Annotated in this window: 20 protein-coding genes and 1 pseudogene; all 21 read right to left on the reverse strand. The window is 36.6% G+C overall.

The annotated features are described in order from the left end of the window. Window positions 1-8 precede the first annotated feature (8 nt). Window positions 9-923 carry a ribosome small subunit-dependent GTPase A gene (rsgA, locus tag AC3B5D_RS05365; protein WP_489841032.1) on the reverse strand — a complete coding sequence of 305 codons (915 nt, stop codon included), beginning with the start codon at window positions 921-923 and terminating at the stop codon, window positions 9-11. 20 nt (window positions 924-943) lie between these two features. Then, a complete protein-coding gene (gene pknB / locus AC3B5D_RS05370; RefSeq protein ID WP_489841031.1) occupies window positions 944-2,851 on the reverse strand; it encodes a Stk1 family PASTA domain-containing Ser/Thr kinase in 1,908 nt (635 codons plus the stop codon). Further along, a complete protein-coding gene (locus AC3B5D_RS05375) occupies window positions 2,852-3,592 on the reverse strand; it encodes a Stp1/IreP family PP2C-type Ser/Thr phosphatase (RefSeq protein WP_489841030.1) in 741 nt (246 codons plus the stop codon). A 35-nt stretch (window positions 3,593-3,627) separates the two neighbouring features. Further along, a complete protein-coding gene (gene rsmB, locus AC3B5D_RS05380; RefSeq protein ID WP_489841029.1) occupies window positions 3,628-4,998 on the reverse strand; it encodes a 16S rRNA (cytosine(967)-C(5))-methyltransferase RsmB in 1,371 nt (456 codons plus the stop codon). Further along, window positions 4,991-5,941, reverse strand: coding sequence for a methionyl-tRNA formyltransferase (fmt, locus tag AC3B5D_RS05385; RefSeq protein WP_489841028.1), 951 nt, complete (start codon window positions 5,939-5,941; stop codon window positions 4,991-4,993). Before fmt ends, rsmB begins: the two co-directional genes overlap by 8 nt. 145 nt (window positions 5,942-6,086) lie before the next feature. Next, complete coding sequence (priA, locus tag AC3B5D_RS05390; protein WP_489841027.1) at window positions 6,087-8,510, reverse strand: primosomal protein N'; 2,424 nt, start codon at window positions 8,508-8,510, stop codon at window positions 6,087-6,089. 156 nt (window positions 8,511-8,666) lie between these two features. Then, on the reverse strand, window positions 8,667-9,863 hold the full coding sequence (locus tag AC3B5D_RS05395) for an acetate/propionate family kinase (protein WP_489841026.1): 1,197 nt from the start codon (window positions 9,861-9,863) through the stop codon (window positions 8,667-8,669). Window positions 9,864-9,962: 99 nt separating this feature from the next. Continuing rightward, complete coding sequence (locus AC3B5D_RS05400; RefSeq protein WP_489841025.1) at window positions 9,963-10,976, reverse strand: class I SAM-dependent methyltransferase; 1,014 nt, start codon at window positions 10,974-10,976, stop codon at window positions 9,963-9,965. Between the two features lie 69 nt (window positions 10,977-11,045). Further along, the gene (locus tag AC3B5D_RS05405) at window positions 11,046-11,342 is read right to left on the reverse strand and encodes a hypothetical protein (protein WP_489841024.1); all 297 of its coding nucleotides are present in this window, start codon (window positions 11,340-11,342) and stop codon (window positions 11,046-11,048) included. Further along, window positions 11,335-11,763 carry a prepilin-type N-terminal cleavage/methylation domain-containing protein gene (locus AC3B5D_RS05410; RefSeq protein WP_489841023.1) on the reverse strand — a complete coding sequence of 143 codons (429 nt, stop codon included), beginning with the start codon at window positions 11,761-11,763 and terminating at the stop codon, window positions 11,335-11,337. The genes AC3B5D_RS05405 and AC3B5D_RS05410 overlap by 8 nt, the downstream gene beginning before the upstream one ends. Beyond that, the gene (locus AC3B5D_RS05415) at window positions 11,736-11,906 is read right to left on the reverse strand and encodes a hypothetical protein (RefSeq protein WP_489841022.1); all 171 of its coding nucleotides are present in this window, start codon (window positions 11,904-11,906) and stop codon (window positions 11,736-11,738) included. Before AC3B5D_RS05415 ends, AC3B5D_RS05410 begins: the two co-directional genes overlap by 28 nt. Window positions 11,907-11,919: 13 nt before the next feature. Further along, on the reverse strand, window positions 11,920-12,330 hold the full coding sequence (locus AC3B5D_RS05420; protein WP_489841021.1) for a prepilin-type N-terminal cleavage/methylation domain-containing protein: 411 nt from the start codon (window positions 12,328-12,330) through the stop codon (window positions 11,920-11,922). Next, window positions 12,314-12,640 (reverse strand): competence type IV pilus major pilin ComGC, encoded by a 327-nt coding sequence (locus tag AC3B5D_RS05425; RefSeq protein ID WP_489841020.1) that lies wholly within the window; start codon window positions 12,638-12,640, stop codon window positions 12,314-12,316. The genes AC3B5D_RS05420 and AC3B5D_RS05425 overlap by 17 nt, the downstream gene beginning before the upstream one ends. Continuing rightward, window positions 12,637-13,632: a type II secretion system F family protein gene (locus AC3B5D_RS05430; RefSeq protein WP_489841019.1), complete on the reverse strand. Its 996-nt coding sequence runs from the start codon at window positions 13,630-13,632 to the stop codon at window positions 12,637-12,639. Before AC3B5D_RS05430 ends, AC3B5D_RS05425 begins: the two co-directional genes overlap by 4 nt. Next, the gene (gene comGA, locus AC3B5D_RS05435; RefSeq protein WP_489841018.1) at window positions 13,592-14,521 is read right to left on the reverse strand and encodes a competence type IV pilus ATPase ComGA; all 930 of its coding nucleotides are present in this window, start codon (window positions 14,519-14,521) and stop codon (window positions 13,592-13,594) included. Before comGA ends, AC3B5D_RS05430 begins: the two co-directional genes overlap by 41 nt. A 143-nt stretch (window positions 14,522-14,664) precedes the next feature. Continuing rightward, a pseudogene (locus AC3B5D_RS05440) lies at window positions 14,665-16,115 on the reverse strand (NCS2 family permease). Between the two features lie 251 nt (window positions 16,116-16,366). After that, window positions 16,367-17,089, reverse strand: coding sequence for a YebC/PmpR family DNA-binding transcriptional regulator (locus tag AC3B5D_RS05445; RefSeq protein WP_489841017.1), 723 nt, complete (start codon window positions 17,087-17,089; stop codon window positions 16,367-16,369). A 77-nt stretch (window positions 17,090-17,166) separates the two neighbouring features. After that, the gene (gene recD2 / locus AC3B5D_RS05450; protein WP_489841016.1) at window positions 17,167-19,674 is read right to left on the reverse strand and encodes an SF1B family DNA helicase RecD2; all 2,508 of its coding nucleotides are present in this window, start codon (window positions 19,672-19,674) and stop codon (window positions 17,167-17,169) included. Then, on the reverse strand, window positions 19,652-20,320 hold the full coding sequence (locus tag AC3B5D_RS05455) for a tetratricopeptide repeat protein (RefSeq protein WP_489841015.1): 669 nt from the start codon (window positions 20,318-20,320) through the stop codon (window positions 19,652-19,654). The genes recD2 and AC3B5D_RS05455 overlap by 23 nt, the downstream gene beginning before the upstream one ends. Window positions 20,321-20,338: 18 nt before the next feature. Further along, window positions 20,339-21,001, reverse strand: coding sequence for a histidine phosphatase family protein (locus AC3B5D_RS05460; protein WP_489841014.1), 663 nt, complete (start codon window positions 20,999-21,001; stop codon window positions 20,339-20,341). Window positions 21,002-21,088: 87 nt separating this feature from the next. After that, the gene (ileS, locus tag AC3B5D_RS05465) at window positions 21,089-23,881 is read right to left on the reverse strand and encodes an isoleucine--tRNA ligase (protein WP_489841013.1); all 2,793 of its coding nucleotides are present in this window, start codon (window positions 23,879-23,881) and stop codon (window positions 21,089-21,091) included. Window positions 23,882-23,988: the final 107 nt, after the last annotated feature.

Raw genomic sequence — 23,988 nt, forward strand, 5'->3', positions numbered from 1 at the left:
AATTTCTTCTAATGTTTTTTATCATGTTTATTATAAACCGGCCGTCGTCCTGCAATCAAATCATAAAACAACTTATAATTTTCATATCTAGATAGCATAATCTCACCATGTTCAACAGCTGACTTAACTGCACAACCAGGCTCGTTCAAATGGACACAACCACGAAAACGGCAATTATTGACGAAGCGATTGAAATCACGGAAATATTGACCTAGTTCTCGAGCTGGCATATCAAAAACTTCAAACGCTGAAAAGCCAGGTGTATCCGCAACAAAGCCACCATATAAATCAAGCAATGAAACCTGTCTCGTTGTATGTTTGCCACGGCTGAGTGCCTGTGAGACTTCTCCCGTCGCTAAATGAAGTGTTGGTGAAATATGGTTCAATAAAGTGCTTTTCCCCGCACCAGTTTGTCCCATTAAAACAGTTAACTTATCAGCTAATAAATGTTTTACTTGATTTAAACTCTGTTCATCAAACGATTGCTGAGGCAAAATCACTTGATACCCAATTTCCCGATAGCCAGCCGATATTTCTGAAAACTTTTTCATCTCTTTTTCTGACAATAAGTCAGTTTTAGTAAAGTAAATGATTGGTTCAATATTTTTTTCTTCTAATGCCACTAATTGTCGATCTAATAAATTACTTGACCATTCAGGCATTTTAACCGCTGTCACAACAATCACTTGATCAACATTTGCAACAGGTGGACGCACAATACTATTTTCACGTTCATCAATAGCAAGTATATACCCCTCATTAGGTGTATCTGCACGAAAAGAAACCCAATCTCCTACTAATGGTTTTAAAGCTTTTTTTCGAAAATTACCTCGCGCACGTGTTCGAAAAATATTTCCGTCTGCGGTTCGGACATCATAAAATCCGGCTAATGCTAACTGAATTTGTCCATGATATTCTGCCATTAATTCTCCTAACTATGCCATTAGTCTTCTTTTTCAGAACTAGTTGATTCTGAACTTTCAGAAGTTGACTGACTTGTTTCACTAGATTCCGTATTACTTGATGCACTACTTACTGAACTACTTTGTGACGAATTACTATCATTACTATTATTATTATGATTAGAAGTCGTCGTTGATTCTGACGATTTACTTGAAGAATGTGTTGTTTCATTTGGTCCCTTTGATAAAGTAATTAACAACACATCACTTTTCGTCATTTTACTACCTGGGGTCATTGACTGCGAAACCACATAACCGGCTGGAATACTATCAGAATAAACACTATTAAAATCAACAGAAATATTATTTGTCTGCGCCCAATTGACGACAGTACTTTGTGATTTACCAGTAAAATTAGGTACAGAATAACTCTTTGGCCCTGTTGATACTTTAAATTTCACCCTTGTTTTACTTGGAACCACTTGATCCTCAGCATCTACATTTTGTGAAATAATATAGCCTTTAGGCACAGTATCACTCGCCTTTTCTTTTTGAGAAACTTTAAAACCCTTGTTTTTCAACTTATTGCTTACTGTACTATACTTTGCATTAACATAATCACCAAAGCGAACCTTATTTGGACCCTTCGAAACAATTAAATCAATCACTGACCCAGCCGTAACTGTTTTACCAACTTTAGGATCAGTTTGAATCACATGACCACGTTCAATGTCATTGGCATGTTTTGTAGATATATCTCCCAGCTTTAAGCCATCTTCTTTCAAAGTTTTTTCTGCATTGGCTTGCGTCATGCCCCTGACATCGGATACATGTACATTATTCGGTTGCATTGCACCATAAATAGCTAATCCACCAATCAAAGCAACAATTGCAATCAAAGCAATTAATAAATATCGCCGACGTAATTTTTTCTTTTGACCGCTATTTGTTGGTTTTTTGGACTTTCCGATTACTGATGAGTCGGTCCCATTCTTACCATGATCTGGTTTAAAAGTGGCTGCCGGTCGTTGATTGGCGACTTCCTGTATTTGTGCAAGTGGTATAACTTTCGTTGCCGTTGTATCCTCTATATCATTAGCATCATGCCAACGTGGTTCATTAATTCGATTAGGTGATAATGCTGTCTTTAAGTCATCAGACATTGCCTGAGCTGATGCGTATCGACTCATTGGATTTTTTGCAGTTGCTTTAAAAATAACATTCTCCAACGCTTGTGGTACCCGTGGATCAACATCTCGCACTGAAGGCATCGCATTTTGCGCGTGTTTAACTGCAATGGCAACAGCCGTTTCACCATCAAACGGCACATGCCCCGTTAACATTTCATATAACATAATACCTAATGAATAGATATCACTACGATTGGAAGCAGCACCTCCCCGAACTTGTTCTGGTGCCATATAATGGACTGAACCAATGGCTGTATTAGTTTGTGTCATACCAAAAGAACTTTGTGCACGGGCAATCCCAAAATCAGAGATTTTTGCTTCACCTTCGTTACTAATTAAAATATTTTGTGGTTTCAAATCCCGGTGAATAATACCTGCTTGATGTGCCACTGCGATTCCCGCAAGAATTTCTCGCATGATATCGATAACACGACTGACAGGTATTGGCCAATTTTCAGCAATATATCGCTTAAGATCTGTTCCCGCTACAAATTCTGTCACTAAATATTGTGAGCCACCTTCTTCACCATAGTCATACACTTGAATGATATTAGGATGCAAAATAGCTGAAGTGGCAGCAATCTCATTATTAAATCGTCGCCGGACATTCTCATCATCACGCATATCTAGACGCATCAATTTTAAGGACACGTCACGATTCAAAATAATATCATGAGCTCGATAGACATTTGCCATCCCGCCTTCGCCAAGTGGTTCTACAATGCGATAGCGTTCACCAACTAGTTGATTTATTCGCATTTAGTATCCCCCACTTTCTTGGTGACCAATCAAAACCGTCACATTATCTGATCCACCAGCATCATTTGTACTAGTAATTAACTGAGTCACAGTATCGGCAATATCTGGTGTTGCTAAAACAGTTTGTAAAATCGTTTCATCATCAATATGTTTTGGCATCCCATCAGTTGTCATTAAAACATAATCATCAGGTTGTATATTAATAGCAAACAAATCTGCTTTTGAATCATCCGTTACACCTAATTGGCGCGTTATCAAATGTCTACCTGGATGAGTAATCGCTTCGTCTTTTGTAATGGCACCTTCTTGTAATAACTCATTTGCTAAGTTATGATCTGTTGTCAATTGTCTAATTTGTCGCTGTCGAATAATATATGCTCGTGAATCGCCAATATTTGCAATGACTAGTTGACGTGCTAAAATAACCGCAATAACTAGCGTTGTTGCCATGCCATTCAATGTTCTATATCGTTGAGCTGTTTTAACAATAGTATTATTTTCATTATTAATTTGATCTACCAACCATTGTTCCGCCGCTTCTACTGTTGCGATCGTTGATTGTTGCCACTGGTTACCAATATGAGAAACTGCCATCGTCGCAGCAACATCCCCACCATTTTGACCGCCGACACCATCAGCCACAATAGCCAATTGGGCTCCCGATTGATTGATAAAGACACTCACGTAATCTTGATTATCAGAACGCATACGACCAGTGTCAGACGCATATGCAATTTTCATACTTTATCATCCCTTCACCGTTGCTCCATAATACACTATTGTTTCACTAATGTTGCCACAAAAAATCCATCAGATTGATAATCATCTGGGTAGATATGTAGCATACCACGACTATCTAGATTATCTAAATGATATGCTGTCTCTGTTGGTACAAGTTTGTATTCTTTGTGTGTTGCTAAAAAGCCATCAATAACATCTTCATTCTCAGTTTTTAGAATCGTACACGTCCCATAAACTAACCGACCACCTTTTTTTAGTTTACCAGCCACTGCTTCTAAAATTGCACGTTGTACTTTTTGTAGTTGATAACTATCATTTATAGTTTTTTCATATCTAATTTCTGGTTTACGACGTAACAAACCAAAACCTGAACAAGGTGCATCTACTAAAATACGATCAAATGATTCATCGCCAAACTTTTCGTCAATTTTTCTTGCATCTAGTACAAGCGGCTGTACACGATCAGCAACATGTAAACGTGCTGCATTTTCTTGAATTAATTTCACCTTATGTTCATGTATATCTAAGGCAATCACCCGACCACCCTGTTCATCATCTAAATAAGTCGCTATTTGAGTTGTCTTACCACCAGGAGCTGCCGCTGCGTCCAATACTTGATGTGACGGTGCAATTGCTAAACTGGGAACCATTAACATCGCAGACTCATCTTGTAAGGTCAATAACCCATTTTTAAATGCTTGCGAACTGGCAACATGCCCACCAGATACAAGTAATGCATCTGGTGTGACTTTAGAAGGCATCACTTGATAACCTTCAGCTTCCAATTTTGATGTTAAGTCAGTAATTGTTGTTAATTCTTGATTAACACGTACCGATTGGGATGGTGCTTGATTAATAGCTGAAGCAATTGAAACCGTTTTTTCTAATCCAACTTGTTCTTTTAAAGTATCAAGTAACCAAATTGGTAAAGATGATGCAATAGACAAACGTTCAATATCATCTGAAATAACTTGTACCTCAGGTACACCTTGTCTTTGTATGGCATGCAACACACCCGTAACTAATTTTCTAATGCCATCATGTCCACGACGCTTGGCAATATCAATTGCTTGATCAAAAATGGCATGATCTGGTACCTTATCTAAATATTTCATTTGAAATAAGGAAATATAAAATAATTCGCGAACCCATGCTTCTAATTTTTTTGAGTTTTTAACAAATGGTGATAACCAGTATTCAAGTGTTAAACGGTGCTGAATCACACCATAGACCATCGTTGTTAATAAATGAACATCCTTTTCTGATAAATTAGACTGTTTGATGACACTATCTAATTGTAAATTTGAATATGCACCATGATGAACCTTTTCAAGTACGCGTACTGCTAAAGCGCGCGGATTATTCATTTCCCAATTGGCAATTGTTTGGTTATTTTTCTTACTCATTCGTAATTATTTGATCTCCCTCTGAGAATTTTGCATGTCCATTTAAATAAGCTGTCACAGCCATTTTTGGCTTACCTGCTGGCTGTAATTCATCAATCGCAATAACATGACCATCACCCGCAGCTAACCACAACTCATGTTTGCCCTTTTTAACAACAGTGCCTGGTGCCAAGTCAGTCACTTCATCTACTAGATGTGTTCGTTGAATTTTCGTCCGTGTACCATTTATTGTTGTATGTGCAATTGGAAATGGAAACAATCCACGAACATGATTATGAATTACTTGTGCTGATTGTTGAAAATCTAATACTTCTTCTTCTGGTCGAATATTTGGTGAGAAAGTCACTTTATCTTCATCTTGCGGCACCGGCTTAACATCACCTGAAATCAACTTAGGTAAAGTTTCTAATAATAGGTCACGGCCCAATAAGCTTAATTTATCAAAAAGAATACCTGTATTATCATCGGGTAAAATTGGCAATTCTGCCTGTGAAATAATGTCACCAGCGTCCATTGCTTTTACCATGTACATAATTGTGACACCCGTTTTTGTATCGCCATTTAATAATGCATAATGAATCGGTGCACCACCACGATATTTTGGTAGCAAAGAAGCATGTACGTTAATCGCACCAATCTGGGCAGCTGCCAATAATTTCGTTGGTAAAAACTGCCCATATGCTGCCGTAATTAAAAAATCAGGTGCTAATGCGATAATTTGCGATAATTCTTCTGAACCAGATAACTTTTCAGGTTGTAGGACAGGAATTCCTGCAGAAAGTGCCACTTCTTTCACTGGTGTTGGTTTTAAGATGTGCTTACGACCAACTGGCCGATCTGGCTGTGTCAATACAGCTTGCACATCATACTCTGAATGGTCTATTAAGCTTTGTAAAATTGGTGCAGCAAAATCTGGTGTACCCATAAAAACAATACTTGTCATTACCTCTTATACTCCTCTAATCATAGTTATGTATGAAGGTGGCACAATAAAATTGGCCAACGATCATGCCTTAAAAAGGCTTGCGTAACGATACACGACTTTTAATTTGAATTAGTCATTGACTTTGCAAAATCGATTGCTATCGTTACATAAAATTCATTGGTTCACGATCGATCATAATTGTGACACCTTTATGCTGTAATGCTTGACCTTTTTGCATTAACTCAGTTAGTGCCTGTATCAGTTTTTGATCATGCCGATATTTAATCACTAAACGATAGTAATATTTATTTTTAATACGTGAAATTGTACTTGGTGCAGGACCTAGCATAATTGTCTCTTGATCAACAACCTCTTTTAACCAATTAGTCACGTTATAAGCCGTTTTAGCAGCTTCATTTACTTTTTCATGTGCAAATTTAATTTGGATTGTAAAATAATATGGCGTATAGCGCCACGTATGTCTTAAAACCATTTCTTGCCGATAAAATGCTTCATAATCCTGATTTTTAGCTAATTGGATTGCGTAATGTTCTGGATTAAAAGTTTGCATAATAACCGTTCCTGCTTTTTCTGCACGCCCTGCACGTCCAGAAACCTGTGTTAGTAACTGAAAAGTACGCTCTGAAGCTCTAAAATCCGGTAACGTCAAAGTTGTATCAGCATTTAAAATACCAACTAATGTCACATTTGGAAAATCCAGTCCCTTAGCAATCATTTGTGTGCCCAAAAGAATATCCGCCTCATTATTGCCAAATTTGGTAAGTAACTTATCAGTAGCCCCTTTTTTTCGTGTTGTATCAACATCCATACGGATGACACGGGCTTCTGGCAAAAAGTCATTTAATTGTTCAGCTACTTTCTGGGTACCTGTTCCAAATTGACGAATATGACTGGAACCACATTTTTTACATTTTATTGGGATTGTTTCACTATAACCACAGTAATGGCAAACGAGCCGGGAAATATCTTTATGAACAGTCAGCGCAACATCACAATTAACACAACGTGGCGTATAACCACATTCTCGACAAATTAAAAAATTCGCATAGCCACGTCGATTTAACATTAAAACGACTTGTTCATTTTTTGATAGACGATTCCTCATTGCTGTTAGTAATTGCGTTGAAAAAATATCATTACCAGCCGACTTAACTGCTTCCCGCATATCGATAACCTGTGTTTCCGGTAATGTGCCGTTAGTCGCCCGATGACGTAATGTTAATAATTCATAAACACCTTTTTGTGCTCTAGCACGACTTTCTAAAGAAGGTGTTGCTGATCCTAAGACTAATGTTGCATCATGATAATTTGCCCGCCATAGTGCAACATCTCTTGCATGATAATGTGGGTTTTCATCCTGTTTATAGGATGTTTCATGCTCTTCATCAATAATGATGAGTCCAACATTTTTTAATGGCGCAAATACTGCAGATCTAGCACCTACAACAACATGTACCTCCGAGCGTTGCACACGACGCCATTCATCATATCGTTCACCATCTGATAAACCTGAATGCATAACCGCAACATCATCACCGAAGCGACCCTTTACTCGTCGTACCATTTGTGGTGTCAGTGTAATTTCAGGTACCAACATCATCGCCGTTTTGTTTTCAGTGAGTGTTTTGGCAATTGCTTGCAAATAAATCTCGGTTTTTCCTGAACCTGTCACACCTTCTAATAAAAATGTTTTTGCTTGTTTTTTTGAAATATTTTGTGCAATGGACTGGTAAGCAATTTGTTGCTCATCAGTCAACTTCAAAGGTTTACTGGGTTGGACTGGGGTATGTAACTTTGGAATTCTGTATGATTCCATTTGTTCTTGCTTGATCCAGCCTTTAAGTTCTGCTTGTTTCAACACGCCATAATCAAGTTGATGCTCTTTTATCACTTGATTAGCAGGTAAATCTATTTGCTCAGACTTCATTAAATAAGATAGTAATCTTGCTTGTTTGACTGCTGATGGTCGTAATGCCTGCCGCTGCTCTTCATAAAATGTTTGGGATTTGATCGGCTTTATCACATTAATTTTTTTTATTTTCGCACGATTTTTCACAACATACCCAATATCAAGAATGTGTTGCTTTTGTAATTTTATTAGTTGTGGCACAAGTGATATATCAACATTATCTCTGTCAAACGGTACTTCATCTCGATCCGCAAATAAACGTTGTAGCTGCATGTCATCAGCTAATGCTTGACGATCTAACAAACGTAAGACTTTACCATATTTTGCACGCATGACATTAGGTAACATTGTTTGTAACACACTAATCTGAAAAGCAAAATTATATTCAGCTACCCAACTTGCTAATTGTAGTAATTCAGTATTTAAAACTGGCTCTAATTCCACTAATTCCACAATATCTTTTATATTTTGAGATGATGACACTTTTCCTGTAAGAACATTTATAACGAATCCTTGTACCAAACGATTCCCTTTACCAAAGGGCACAATCACACGCATCCCAGGTTCAATTGTTTCTGAAAGGGTATCTGGTAGATGATACGTATATGGCCTATTTGTTTGCATTGTTGGCACATCAACAATTACTTGTGCATACATCTTAGACTCCCCCTTCTTTAAAGTAGTTACTCATATCTTTTATTTTACCAGAATTCATGTCATCAACCTAATATGCTTTCGCTTTTTTACGAAATAAAAAACCAGAACTATGAAGTTGAAGTGCCCTTCACTATCATAGCTCTGATTTTTAAATTATTATTTGTTGTTCTTTGCTTGTAACGCTTGTACATCACGCGCAATCACAACTTCTTCGTTTGTTGCAACTTTTAGAACAGCTGCAGATGAGTCTTCTGTTGAAATGATAACTTCATCATCGCGTGACTCATTCTTTTCTGTATCAAGCTTGATACCCATGAATTCTAAACGCTTAATGACTTCTTCACGGATATTAGCAGCATTTTCACCAATACCTGCTGTAAATGTCAAGGCATCAACGCCACCCAATTCAACATAATATTGACCAATATAACGAACAACACGATCAATAAACATTTCAATTGCAAGAGCAGCATGCTCATTTGTATCTTCAACTTCTTCCAAGTCACGCATATCTGAAGAAAGTGTTGAAATACCCAATAAACCAGACTTCTTGTTCAAAATATCAAGCATCTCGTCATTTGACAAGCCTTCACGGTTTTGAATGTAGTAAACTAATGACGGATCAACATCCCCTGTACGAGTGGCCATCATCACACCGGCTAATGGTGAGAATCCCATTGAAGTATCAAACGACTTACCGTCCTTGATTGCAGTGATTGAAGCACCCGCTCCCAAGTGCAACGTAATCAGCTTTAAGTCTTCCAACTTTTTACCTAGTAAGTCTGCAGTTCGTTGCGCAACATACAAGTGTGACGTTCCGTGTGCACCATACTTACGAGCACCATACTTTGTATAATATTCATATGGTAATGCGTATAGATAGTTTTTCTTAGGCATTGACTGATGGAACGCTGTATCAAATACGGCAACTGACAATGCGTCAGGTAGTAACTTTTGGAAGACGCGAATACCTAATGCCTCTGAAGCATTATGCAATGGTGCATATGCTGCTAAACGCTCAATCTTGTCAAGGGCTTCGTCATCCACAATAACTGATTTATTAAACCACTCACCACCAGCAACAATTCGATGTCCAACACCAGTAATTTCTGAAAGGTCTTTAATAACTTCGTGGGCTTTCAATTGATCAAGTAACAAATTAATTGCTGCTTCATGATCGGCAATATCTTGTACAAGCTCGATTTTTTCCCCATTGTACTTCAAAGTAAAAATTGCATCGCTCATACCGATACGTTCTACTTGTCCCTTTGCAATCACTGTTTCTGCTGGCATTTCAAATAATTGAAACTTTAGTGATGATGATCCAGCATTAATCGCCATTGTCTTAGCCATATATACTTATCTCCTCTTTCCTAACGGAATACATTATTAACTCAAAACAGTATATCATAAAAACGGCTCATTCGTTAGTATCAAGGCATGAATGCGCCATCATTTTGACATTGTATATAAGTGATTTTCTTTCATCCAAGTTGTCAAATCCATCACAAACTGTTTATTTTCTAATTCATTTTCTAATTCTGGTGTTTGTGCTAACATTACTGGCTTAGCCTGTTGTGCTTGATTACCCGAACGCTGTAATAACAAGATTATTTTTCCCATTTTTGGATCTTTAAATAATTGATTGGGTAAACGAATTAACCCTTGTAAATAAACATCATTCATTTGTAAATAACTTAACAAGTTTTTACTCTGCGCACTTTCAAATAAATTTGATGGCACAGTCAAAATAGCTAATCCACCTGGTTTTAGTCCACGCACGCTTTGTTCTATTAGCAAATGATGTACAAAAGTTAATCCATTCTGTTCTTTAGTTACAAAGTTTTCAGAAACTTCTTTTGGATAATAACCAACCGGTAAATCACCAATAACAATGTCAGCATCTTCTGTCATTGGCGTCGCAACACTATCAGTCAATGTCATTTGCCAGTTTTCTTCCAATAATGCTGCAATTCCACTAGCAACTGTCAACATTGTGTCATCATTTTCTAAACCAATATTCTTAACTTGCTTGCCTGCAGCTTTTAACGCCTGACTAGTCGTTGCTAATAAGTTTCCAGTTCCTAAAACGATATCTTTTAAGACAACTTGTTTTTGACTAGTTGTGAATTTATCAGCAATAAATGCAACCCACATGCCAATTGCATCGGGCGTTACCTGGTAATTTGCTTGTAATCCATCTTGATGGATTGTCCCTACTAGTAAAAATTGCAAGACTTGTCGCTTTTCTGATTGTGTTAATTGATCAAAATTTGCAGATTTTATTTTTGCTAAAACGATTTTATGTTGTGCTTCTGTTAACTGTTGCCAATCATCTTCTGATTGATCCAACATCACTTCAAATAAAATAATTAAGGCTTCTATCGATGCGATATCAACAAAGTCCACTAACTGCTGTTGTGCTGCTTGTAAATTCTTCACACTAGTTTCTACTGCTTCATACATGTTGTTACCTCATCTTCCATTCTAGAAACTAGTTTAGCCAGTTTCTTAGGTGCTGACAAGATAAAGTCACTATTTATTTTTTTGAGGTACTTGAACCGTATGCAATTCTGTAACCTTTACCGAGTAATAACCATTATAAATACTAACAACTCGTGGCAACACAAATAATCGTTTATCAATAGTAATTTTCTTTTGCGTACGTATATAATGCACTGCCTGATATTGGTTATACCAAAATTGATATTCACGTTGTTGTAAAATTTGATATTTTATTTGGCTAACTGCCCAAAAAGAGATGCTTAGTAACAAACAAATACTTAAACCTGCCGTTTGTATTAAAATAGTTGCTCGCCGTTTCCTAACCATTGATATATAATTGTTCCTTAAACACTTTTCCATTTGTAAAGCATAATGTTATTTGATATAAATGTGCTGTTATTTTCTTAAAATTTACTTGTTTTACTTCTAACATATAAGATAAAAATTTACCATCATGACGATATAAGCACAAACAATGTCCCCATAATCCAAATTGATAACTTTTGTGTGTTTTCAAGTTAGCAATAGTCAATGTATGCTTTGTCATGTCAGTAACTTTATAATAGTGTCCATCATTTTCAAAACGTGAAATAAACTGATTCATCCGTAAAGATTGTATACCATTAAATTGTTGCGAAACAACTTGTTGGACTTGCCTTGAAGCGATAGAAAACGTTAAAAGGATACTACTAAAAATCATCAACGCTACAAGGCACTCAATTAACGTAAATCCTCGCCTACTAACCATAGTTGTCGTTCCCGATAATATTTTTGTTTCATTATAAGCAATGCTTGTTCATTACTTTTTGATCTTATCCTGAAAGATTCGACTGTCGCACTTATAATTGTCACCGTTGCAGCAACAATCATTAATCCAACCATTGCTTCCATTAGTAAAAAACCTTTACGTTGTAAATCGATAAGTACCTCCACCAACCTGAAAAATTAACGCACCGCGTTGTCGTGTCTTATAATTAATAAATCGAATCGTACCTGCTGTAACTGACGATGGTTGCCATATGATTCGTACATCATTACTTACATACCATCCTGGTGGTAATACAATGCATTTATGACCAATGCACAACGTATTATCATCACCATAGATACGAAAACAAAACTGTTTACCCAACTGAACCAGTCGTTGTTCCGTAATGTAACTAGTTTCAAATTCATTTTTTACCACTTGCCAATCTCGCTTTTCAACATGCTTAGAAACGGCCACAGGAATTGATATTGTTAGACAAATGGCTAATACAATCAAGCTTTCTACTAGTGTCATACCTGACCGTGTCAATTTACTTGCTTTGTACAACCTTATCTCCTTTGATGTCAAAATGTGCTTTTGTCATTTGTTGTACTTGTGTATTGGTCAGATAACCTGCATTTACTAATGTCGCTAAAGTAATTGGTTGGTTGTTATTGTCATCATGAGTAATGTTATACATATTAATTTGACTTTGTAATGTGTTCATAAGTGCTGAACGTTGCTTTTCTTCTGCATTCTTCCGAATATGAGCAACATTTGGATATATCAATACAACTAATAAACCAATAATAAATAGGGTTGTCACGACTTCAATTAACGTAAATCCTTTTCGTCGACTCTTGAGTGTTTTTTTCATTGCACAATGCCTCCCATATTTTGATATAACGGTACAAGTGTTAAGTAATATAAACCAATAATGACAATGCCAATAATTGAAAAACAAATTGGCTGAATCAACGTTAAGTATTTTTGAGTCAGTTCATCACATAATTCAAATTTTCGTTTCGCCAATAATTGAAAATTTTTACTAATATTCTCTTGTGTCTGCCCAAGTGCAAATAGTAGTGCACATTCTTTTGGTAATAAATCTACAGATAAAATAAAGCCTTTTAAATCTTGTCCTTCACACAAAGCTTGCCAAGCTTTATGACCAATGTAACCAACAAGAGATTCACGTGATTTTTTGTGTGCTCGTTCAACGATCGTTGCCAAATCAACACCACTAGTTAACAATAGCCCCAATTGTAAACAAATATAGTACTCAATCATTAATGTTGACAATTTACCAATAATTGGTAATTTCATCATGATTTTTATTTTTTTCTCCCAAGATTGTTTAATAACATACCAAACGAAAAATAATGGTAATGTCATCAATACACCTAGAAACCACCAATAATTAAAATTTGTCACAATTGTCGTAAAGCGGATCCCCATCGTTTGAAACTCGGGTAACAAAAAAATGACAAAGGCCACTAACATTAATGCTAGCAGAATAAATAAAATAATTGGATACAATGATATTTGACGTATTTTTTTATATTGTGCTAATCGATGGCGTTCACGACTACCCAATTCTTGCAATAAACTGCTCAAACAGCCATGCACAACAGCAAACTCTAATTGACAAATAATTTCACGGTGTAAATAAGGTGTCATTACTTCCGCAAAAGTAGTCCCTGCTGACAAATTCGACAAAATAGATTGCATATTTTTTGGGGGTAATTTTAATAAAATTTGTAACATTTTCAAGGAATTTTCCAAATCAAAACCAACTTGGAGGAGTTGACCCAAATTTTCTAAAAATTCAGTTTGCTGTTTCCGTGACCATTTTGGTTTCTGATTCATTATTTAACCTCATCAATAATCCTACTAATGCTTCACCACTAAAGACGTCTAAATTCGCATAGATTTGGCGCGCTTCTGACTGTATTTGTTGGTAGCCTAACCCAATGAAAACTTGCATTAATAGTTCTGCAGAAATACCAAACGCACGCATACGATGCCAGATACCAATAACTGACATGGCATGAACTGTGCTTAAAATTAAATGGCCACTTAAGGCCGCTTGAACAACAATATGCGCTGTCTTTGCATCGCGAATTTCACCAATGATGATAACATCAGGATGATGACGTAAAGCCAATTTTAATAATGTCGGATAATCCATTTCTGCTGCATGGTTAACCTGTAATTGTAAAAATTGTGGTTCAATAATTTCTACCGGGTCTTCAATTGTCAAAACCATCTGATTTTTTAAATAATTGGCTGCTAAATGGTATAAAGTTGTTGTCTTACCTGATCCCATTTTTCCAGCAATTAACACCAAACCTTGAGTCATTTTCAAAACATGCTGTAATTCATTTATTTTCTGCTGAGGACGCCAAGTTAATACATTATCTTGAATAGCATAAATCAAGCGAATGACAACAGATTCGCGATTTAAAAAATCAGCCACACTCGATATACGTAAATGTAGCGACTTCTTATCAAGTAAGTAATGCCATCGACCTAATTGTGGTCGACGAACTTCTCCAATATCCATATGCGCTGAAAATTTAATATGGCGAATAAGTGACTCACCTTTTTCCTGATCAAGCGTACGTAATTTATTTAACCCTTTCATCGTATAGTAAGTAACTTCAAAGCCATTTTGACTTGGTAATATATAAATATCACTTGCATGATACTTTGCAGCTTGACCTAACATTTCATAAAAAACCGCTTGTATCTTCACTTATCTCACCTCCTCACAATAATAAGGACGTCAGTTTACCAAAAATGTCCATTCAAAAAATGCCTAACATACCATTATTGTGTGATTCAACACGACAGAAAGGTATATTAGACATTGTAAATATGTCTTTTATTTAATTTTGATCAATCAATGGCAATTACAACAAAATTTAAAATAAACAGAATTGACACTAACCATAGAATAATACTAATTTCGTTAAATTTACGTTTAACACTCTTAATCAATACATAAAAAATGAAACCAGCAGCAATTCCATATGAGATTGAGTATGAGAATGCCATAAATGCTGACGTAAAGAATGCTGGGATTGCGACTTCAATATCATCCCATTTAATTGCCTTAAACTCATTCATCATTGAGATACCAACAACAACCAAGATTGGTGCAGTAGCTGCACTTGGAATGACATTAACCAATGGTGCAGCAATAATCGATAGTATAAATCCTATCGCAATGACCACTGAAGTTAATCCAGTACGACCACCTGCTTTAATACCTGCAGAGGCTTCAATAAAGGTCGTCGTATTTGAGGTTCCCAAAATACCAGCAAACATAGTCGCAAATGTATCTGCAACTAAGCCACGATCCATCTTTGACTTAAAGCCTTTGTTTTCATAGAATTCCTTTTGATCTTTCTCTGAAAAAATGCCTGTTGAGATACCCGTACCAATAAATGTCCCAATTGCATCAAAAAGACCAGATAATCCCATTGAAAAAACTGTTAAAATAACAATTAAAATATTCTTAGGAGATGTAAACATAGACCAAAGGCCATTTGGACCAAGTGCTTGGCCAAAAATTGAGCCAAAATCACGGAACGTCTTAGAAAACGATGCCAATCCTTCAACATGCGTATTGGTAACACCCATTGGAATACCAATTAACGTTGTTGCAAATACTGAAATTAAAAAAGCCCCTGGCACATTTGCAACAACCAATAATACCAAAATAATCAAACCGATTAATGCTAACAAAACTGCTGGTTGTGTAAATGTTGTAATTTCTGGCGTTGTGCTACCACCACTGGTCAAAGTTTCAATGGTTTTGCGCCACCACCATGAAATGGTGCATTGTTTAATGAAATAATGTTTTCAGCATTCACTAAATAATTGATAAAACCTGCATTTTTCAGACCAATATAGGCAATAAACAGACCAATACCAGCGGCAATTGCATGCTTTAATTGTGTTGGAATCGACTTTACAATCAATGATCGAACTTTTGTTAATGTGATAATAACATCAACTAAACCAACTAAAAACACCATTCCCAATGCTTGCTGCCATGTGTACCCTAAACCAAAAACGATGGTATAAGTAAACATCGCTTGCATACCAATTGATGGTGCCAACGCGTATGGCAAATTAGCAAATAAACCCGTAATCAATGTTCCTGTTACAGCAGTTAAAATTGTTGCTAAAAATACACCTTGGCTAGGCATGCCGGTTAACGAAAGTACCGAAGGATTTAAAAAGATAATATAAGCCATGGCAACAAAAGTTGTAATACCAGCAATAATTTCGGTTTTTACAGTTGTATTGTTTTCCGATAGCTTAAAGAAACGTTCCAACATAATAAGTTCTTCTCCCTAAAAAAGTCATGTTAGCGTTACTTGCCAACATGACTCAACGAACTAATGACCAGTCTATTCGATTTAAGAATAATCGAAATCATCTAATGATTAGTTTCTGCTTCAGTCTGTGGCAAAACACGTTAACGACCTTAATTTATTAACAATGATTCAACATTATTCCTAATTGACTTAATAGTCAATATAAATTTTAAACTAAAAAAGAACTTGTTGATTAAAACAAGTTCTTCTCATTATTCAGCTGTTGTAAAGACAGCTTGAACATCTTCATTATCTTCAAGCTCAGCAACAAGATTATCTAGTGATTCTTGCTTATCTTCTGGAACAGCCATTGGATTTTGAGCTACCATAGTTACTTCATCAATACTAAATTTGTAACCCTTAGCTGCCAATGCATCACGAACTTCAGGAAAGGCTTTTGGATCTGTGTAAATTTCAAATTGATCATCAAATGTCTTCATGTCATCTGCACCAGCATCCAACATATCTTCAAACAATTGATCTTCATCAATGTCATCATCCTCATCACGTTCAATTTCAATATATCCCTTACGATCAAATTGGAAAGAAACTGAACCTGATGTACCTAACTCGCCACCAAAGTGCTTAAATGATGAACGGACAGAAGAAGCAGTACGGTTTGTATTATCTGTTAATGCTTCAACTAAAACTGCAATACCAGCTGGTCCATAACCCTCGTAAGTTAACTCTTGATAGTTAGCAGCATTTGCCCCTGAAGCTTTATCCAAAGCGCGTTGGATATTATCTTTAGGCATGTTGGCAGCCTTCGCTTTATCAATTACTAAGCGTAAACTTGAATTTGAATCTGGATCAGCACCACCAGCTTTTGCTGCCGTATACAAATCACGTGCTAACTTTTGGAAAATTTTTCCACGCTTCGCATCTTGGGCGTTCTTACGTCCTTGGATGTTATGCCATTTACTATGTCCTGACATTTCAGAAACCCCTTTTCTTTCGAAAATTTATCGTCTTATTTTACCATATAATTTATCTATTGACCAGTTCTTACTCTTTAACTGTGCATAAAATCGGCTGGTGTCATACCATCTAATCCAATATTTGGATCAATATTACCGTCTTCTATCAAAGCCATTGTTAGTATATAATCTTTGCTCACATTATCAACTGTCGTTACCATTTGTTCAGCAACATCTAATTGTTGTGGTTGTATGTCCTGTGAACCGACTTTTTTAGAATCTGTTTGAACCGACACTTGTCCATTTGACTCTTGTTGATTTGCATACTGCATAATTCGCGCTTGTAGTGTCGTGCGTCGATTGACACCGGTTGTTAAAACGGCTTGCTGAAAAGCACTTTCTTGCCCAAGTAACACCAAGGATTCACGTGCTCGTGTTAACCCGGTATATAATAAATTCCGTTGCAACATCCTCGAAAATGCATTAACCAGTGGCATAATCACTAATTTATATTCTGTTCCTTGCGATTTATGAATCGTCGTTGCATAAGCTAAACTTAATTGTTGCCAATTTTCCCTTGTATAAGTTACCTCACCAGTATCAAAAGCAACAATAATAGTATCTTTATTATCAGTATTTGCCTTATCTTTTGCTAATAGGATCGTTGTAATGTAACCAATATCCCCATTAAAGACATTATTTTCAGGATCATTTGTTGTCTGCATCACCTTATCACCAACACGATAATCAATTGATAAATCACCCTTTTTAACCTGAATTGTTTTCTTTTTTTTAGTTAAAGGATTAAAAATATTTTGAGCGACTTCGTTCAGATGATTGACACCCGCTTGTGTCCGATACATTGGTGCCAATATCTGCATATCAGTCACTGTATGCCCCTTTTTTTGCCAACTCATGGCAACCTTCTCAACGAGTGTTGCGACGTGAGATAAATCCGTTTCAAAAAAAGAGCGATCTATTTTTTTCTCCTTAAAATCAGCTGGTAAGCGACCATTTTTAACATCATTTGCCAAAGCAATTATCGTCGAGCCCTTACCTTGCCGATGAATTGTTTCCAATTCGCGATAGTTAAGTAAGCCACTTGCTAATAAGTCATAAAACACACGACCAGGTCCGACTGATGGTAATTGATCTTTATCACCAACTAAAATAACTTGCATATCTGAGCGTACTGCCGATAATAACGTTGCAAATAATTGTGTGTCAACCATCGACATCTCATCAATGACTAACAAACGACCAGTTAATTCCTCAATATCAACATCATTAATATTCGCTTCACGGCCAGTAATTCCCAGAAGGTGATGAATTGTACTAGCGGGCATCCCTGTTGATTCTTGTAATCGTTTTGCAGCACGACCAGTTGGTGCCGCTAAATGAACACTATGATCAATTTCATCTGATTTTAACCCATCTTCACGTAATAATTTTTTTAATGTGGCAACAACGCCACTAATAATTGTCGTCTTTCCAGTACCGGGGCCACCAGTTAAAATAAATAATTGATTTGTTAACGCCGCAACGATTGCTTCGCGCTGCGTTGCATCATATTTAAAATTATTGGCCAATTCAACTTCTTTTAAAAATTTAACGACAACTTCACGCGAATAAGTTTGATGTTGACTTTTTGCCAAATCAATCAGCTGTTTTGCAATTTGATTCTCAGCTTCGTAAATTTCTCTGATATATAAATAACTACCATCCGCGACGACAATTCCCTGTGTTGTTAATGTTAATAATGCGCATTTAATGAGTTCATCGGACACTGTCACTTGCTGTCCGCGTTCTAACAATTGCTTTGTTGTTGCTAATAAATCAGGTAATACCATATATGTATCTCCTGATTCAAAAGTTTTAGCATTAATTGCGGCAATTACGCCTGCATTGATTCGTCGTTCATCTAACGCATCAATGCCTTGTTGTAGAGCAAATTGATCAATTCTTCGAAAAGAAATACCATCAATATCAATTACTAACTGATATGGGTTATTTTTTAAAATCGTTAAAGTTTCTTGTTGATATTTTTGGTAAATTGTCGTTGATAAATTAGAGCCAAACCCGTAATCATTTAATGCAATGATTGCTCGCTCCATACCGTCAGATTGTGCTAATTGATTAACAATAACTTGTTGTAATTTTTCATTAATATCAACATTAGCAAGTACTTTTGCATTGTCTAATATTAACTCAATCGCATTGACTCCAAGTGTATCAACAATTTTTTTGGCAGTTGCCTTACCAACACCTGGAAATTTTTCACTAGCAAAATACGCAACTAATCCTGAAGCAGAACTTGTTGCCTGCCGATGATAATTATTCGCTACAAATTGCATACCATAACGCGCATGATCTTTTAACTGACCATTAAATTCATAGCTTGCCCCAATCTGAACATCTCCAAAATTACCGGTTATCGTGAGTTCATCATCATCAAATTCAAAGTTCTTGTCCAAAATTTTAACATGTAATACTTTATAAAAAGAATCTTGCGCTGAAAAAACAATCGTTGCTATTTGCCCGATCACACTTGGTTGAGACATCTCATTATTATCAAAAAGATCAGTCTGGTTTTGATTCATCATTTTGGCTCCCCAACATCACTTTAATTAAATCGTCCAATCGGTTTGCATCTAGATCGTATTGCTTTGGATTAATTTCTTTTGCTTTGATCAACCAACGATTATTGACAACTGATATTGTTGCATCGACAACACCTCTACCAAAATTAGCAAAATAGTCTTGATCATCTAACGCCAGTGCCGCATCAAATGCTTGCTTTGCTGATTCACGATTATCCAGACTCAACCAAATATTGCCTAGTAAGACTTGCGCACGTAAATCTTGTGCATTTTGTTGAACAGCTGTTAATGCAAAAGCTAAACTCTGTTTAAACTTATTTTGTGCATAAAAACATTGTGCTTGCATCATTGTGGCATCATGTTTTAATTGTTCATCTGTTATTTTACTAAAAAACATCGTTGAACGCGCGTAATCAGCCGCCGTGTAGTAAACGGTCCCAGCAGCGTAATATAATTCTTGTTGTGCTTCAGCATTTTCTGAGAAAAGTGTCAGACTTTTAAGCACTAACTCCTCAGCTTCAATTAAATTATTAGCCATTATCAGTGCATTTACCAAATCAACATATGCCTGCCAGTGACTAGGATTTTTTGAAATATCTTTCACTAATAATGTTATATTTTTTTGTATCTTATCATCACCTGTCGTCATTTATTGTTCCACCTGTATTTAAATTGTATTTGATACATTCATTGTGACATGTAAGTAACTCGTATCATTACGCACTAATTCTGTATAATTGATACCATCAGTTGTTTCAAGAATTGATGTGCTTGTATTGCCTAACCCACCACGATCACGTAAATGCGCCAACGGGATATTTAATAATCCACCCATACCAGCAGTTAACGCGGCACCATGACTAAAGAAAATCAAATTAACATCTGGGCCGCCATAATTTTTCACAGCTTCATAGACAGCTTGTCTAAAACGTTGTTGCACTGCCTCAAAGCTTTCTGCTCCAGGTACCTGATGAGCATCAAATTTTTCTGGATGATGTCGTGATGCTTCGTACATCGGTAACCACTTTTCCTTTACTTCAGCAAAAGTCTTCCCTTCCCATATACCAAATGAAAATTCTTTTAAACCTTCTTGAATGGTTAATTGCGGTTTTTCTACCAAATAAGCCAATGTTTGTTCAGCTGTATCCATCGCCCGCTTAATAGGGCTTGAAAAGGCATGTGCAAAGGATATTTGGCTCAAATAATTACCGAGCGCTGCAATTTGCTCGATTGATTCTGGTAACAATGGTGAATCGCCTCCGGACCCTTGAAATCGCCCTTCGGCATTCCATAAAGTCTTTCCGTGGCGGATAAAATATAATTTTGTCATGCCGTGATTCTCCAATTCATTTCTAAGTCGTTACTATTCATTATAATCAAAAAAACGATTAGAAACAAAGTTCTAATCGCTCAATCGTTATTCTAACCCTTCAACCAGAGCTTCAGGGAAGTTTTCGCGGACAATTTGTGCTTCATGTGCTGATAGCATTGGGAAATCTGGATCAGCACCTAAATCAGTATGGTACATACGATCTCTTGGTGAAACCTCACCTACGGCATGATCAACTTTAATTTGGTAGCCATCATATACTGTGACATCAGCCGGTGCATCAGATGCATCAGCAAGTTGTAGTTGTGACACAAGTAACAACACACGAATATCTTGACCTAATGAGGCAACCATTTTAGCTTGTTCTGCTGTTAGATACAATGTTAATGCTGCCTCAGCTGGCTTACCAATTAATTTGGCATTACGAGCAACCTCAAGCGCTTTATTTGTTGCATTACGTAGATTCATAAACGCATGCCACTTCGTAAATAGGGCCGCCGTATCACCTAAATCTTCAACTTTAGGCATATCTGTTAGATAAGCAAAATCTTCTGTCTCATATGGTAAATACTCAAAAATCTCTTCTGCTGTATGTGGCAAGATAGGTAGCATTAACTTATCTAAACCAACAACAATTTTGTACAAAACAGTCTGCAATGAACGACGAAGATACCCATTAGGTGCTTCAACATATAGAATATCTTTGGCAAAATCTAAGTAGAATGCCGATAGATCAACATTAATGAAATTAATTAATAATTTGTGAACTAACTGGAAATCATAAGCATCATACGCAGCCTTTATTTCACCAACTAATTGGTTAAAACGTGCATAGAAATATTGATCAACAGCTGTTAAGTCCGCATAAGCAATTGCATCCTTATTTGGATTGAAATCAGTCGTATTTGCTAGTAGAAAACGCATCGTATTACGGATCTTACGATACGTCTCAGAAGTTTGCGCTAGAATATCCATTGAAACACGAACGTCAGCTGATGTATCAACTGTTGATACCCATAAACGAATAATTTCTGCACCCATCTTTTTAATCACTTCATTTGGCTCAATCGTATTACCAATTGACTTGGACATTTTTTCGCCATTACCATCAAGTGTAAACCCTTGTGAAACAACTTGTTTATAAGGAGCTTTACCAGTGACCGCAACTGAAGTGATTAGTGAAGAATTAAACCAACCACGATATTGATCAGAACCTTCCAAAACTAAAGTTTCTGGGAATTCTAATTCTGGTCTGGTTGCCATAACACCTTGATGAGAACTACCTGAATCAAACCAGACATCCATAATGTCAGTTTCCTTAGTAAATTCACCATGTGGTGAATGTTCATTTGTATATCCTTCAGGTAATAATTCTTTTGCTTCACGTTCAAACCAAACCGTTGATCCATGCTCAGCGACTAAATCTGCCACATGATCAATGATGGCTGGATCAACAATCGCTGTGCCATCCTCAGCATAGAAGATTGGCAATGGCACACCCCAAACACGTTGACGTGAAATAACCCAATCTCCACGGTCACGAATCATGTTGTATAGCCGTTTCTTACCCCAATCAGGCTTAAATGTGACATCATCTAGTGCATCCAAAATTTCTTGACGGAAACTGTCAATTGATGCAAACCACTGTGGAACTGCACGGAAGATAACTGGTTTCTTTGTTCGCCAATCAAATGGATAACTGTGTGTAATTGGTTCAGACTTTACTAAGGCATCTACGTCACGCAACTTTTGTAATGAAATTTCATTAGCATCTTCATAGAAGACACCTTCAAAATCAGTACCAGCTTCAGCAGTTAAATAACCACGATCATCAACATTCATGATTGGTTGAATATCATATTTTTGACCAGTCATAAAGTCATCTTCACCAAAACCAGGCGCAGTATGAACAAGTCCTGTTCCTGTATCATCAGTAACATAATCTGCCAAAACAACTAAAATATCACGATCAATATAAGGATGCTTTGTAACCATATATTCTAATTCTTTACCTTCGAAAGTTGCTAAGATTGTTGGATTTTCCCAGCCAAACTTTTCAGATAATGTTCCTAATAATGATTCAGCAATCAAATATTTCTTTGTTGTATTTGCTGGCTGTACTTGCACATATTTAAAGTCTGGATGCACTGCCAAAGCCTGTGAAGCAGGCACAGTCCAGGGAGTCGTTGTCCAGGCAACGAAATAAGTATCCTGATCAAGCAATCCTTTACCATCTTTAATTTGCTCTGAAATAAAAGCTGATTCTGAAGTCACATCATGATATTCAATTTCAGCCATTGCCAATGCAGACTCTGACGACCATGACCAAAAGACAGGTTTCTTACCGCGATAGATTAATTGACGCTTAGCCATTGCCCCGAAAACACGTAACTGAGCAGCTTCAAACTCTGGCTGTAAAGTCAAATATGGATGATCCCAATCACCTGAAACGCCTAAGCGCTTAAAATCAGCCATTTGTTTTTTTACTTGTTTATGCGCAAATTCATCGGCCATTTTACGCCAAATCACTGGTCCAACTTTTTTACGATCTTTACCGGCTTTTGTTAATTGTTGCTCAATTGGTAGGCCATGTGTATCCCAACCAGGTACATAGGGTGCATAATAACCATTCATTGACTTATAACGAACGATAATATCTTTTGATATTTTATTCATTGCGTGACCAATGTGAATATTCCCATTTGCGTATGGTGGTCCATCATGAAGCATAAATGATGGCTTACCTTCATTTAATTTTTGACGACGTTCATAGACTTTGTTTTCAAACCAAATATTTTCACGTTGTAACTCAGTCTGTGGTAAATTACCACGCATTGGAAATTTGGTTTTTCCTAGATTTAATGTTTGCTTGATTTTCATGAGCATTCCCTTTCATCAACCCATACTAATTATCAAATAACAGTTAGTAAAAAACCGCATTAGTCGTAATGACTAATGCGGGACGTTTTTAACCGTGGTACCACCCG

Source organism: Weissella sp. ESL1177 (assembly GCF_058107185.1).

Bases quoted from the DNA above. Each gene is read 5' to 3' on its own strand.
- rsgA (WP_489841032.1), bottom strand. From the start codon at position 923: ATGGCAGAATATCATGGACAAATTCAGTTAGCATTAGCCGGATTTTAT.
- pknB (WP_489841031.1), bottom strand. From the start codon at position 2,851: ATGCGAATAAATCAACTAGTTGGTGAACGCTATCGCATTGTAGAACCA.
- AC3B5D_RS05375 (WP_489841030.1), bottom strand. From the start codon at position 3,592: ATGAAAATTGCATATGCGTCTGACACTGGTCGTATGCGTTCTGATAAT.
- rsmB (WP_489841029.1), bottom strand. From the start codon at position 4,998: ATGAGTAAGAAAAATAACCAAACAATTGCCAATTGGGAAATGAATAAT.
- fmt (WP_489841028.1), bottom strand. From the start codon at position 5,941: ATGACAAGTATTGTTTTTATGGGTACACCAGATTTTGCTGCACCAATT.
- priA (WP_489841027.1), bottom strand. From the start codon at position 8,510: ATGTATGCACAAGTAATTGTTGATGTGCCAACAATGCAAACAAATAGG.
- AC3B5D_RS05395 (WP_489841026.1), bottom strand. From the start codon at position 9,863: ATGGCTAAGACAATGGCGATTAATGCTGGATCATCATCACTAAAGTTT.
- AC3B5D_RS05400 (WP_489841025.1), bottom strand. From the start codon at position 10,976: ATGTATGAAGCAGTAGAAACTAGTGTGAAGAATTTACAAGCAGCACAA.
- AC3B5D_RS05405 (WP_489841024.1), bottom strand. From the start codon at position 11,342: ATGGTTAGGAAACGGCGAGCAACTATTTTAATACAAACGGCAGGTTTA.
- AC3B5D_RS05410 (WP_489841023.1), bottom strand. From the start codon at position 11,763: ATGGTTAGTAGGCGAGGATTTACGTTAATTGAGTGCCTTGTAGCGTTG.
- AC3B5D_RS05415 (WP_489841022.1), bottom strand. From the start codon at position 11,906: ATGGAAGCAATGGTTGGATTAATGATTGTTGCTGCAACGGTGACAATT.
- AC3B5D_RS05425 (WP_489841020.1), bottom strand. From the start codon at position 12,640: ATGAAAAAAACACTCAAGAGTCGACGAAAAGGATTTACGTTAATTGAA.
- AC3B5D_RS05430 (WP_489841019.1), bottom strand. From the start codon at position 13,632: ATGAATCAGAAACCAAAATGGTCACGGAAACAGCAAACTGAATTTTTA.
- AC3B5D_RS05445 (WP_489841017.1), bottom strand. From the start codon at position 17,089: ATGTCAGGACATAGTAAATGGCATAACATCCAAGGACGTAAGAACGCC.
- recD2 (WP_489841016.1), bottom strand. From the start codon at position 19,674: ATGATGAATCAAAACCAGACTGATCTTTTTGATAATAATGAGATGTCT.
- AC3B5D_RS05455 (WP_489841015.1), bottom strand. From the start codon at position 20,320: ATGACGACAGGTGATGATAAGATACAAAAAAATATAACATTATTAGTG.
- AC3B5D_RS05460 (WP_489841014.1), bottom strand. From the start codon at position 21,001: ATGACAAAATTATATTTTATCCGCCACGGAAAGACTTTATGGAATGCC.
- ileS (WP_489841013.1), bottom strand. From the start codon at position 23,881: ATGAAAATCAAGCAAACATTAAATCTAGGAAAAACCAAATTTCCAATG.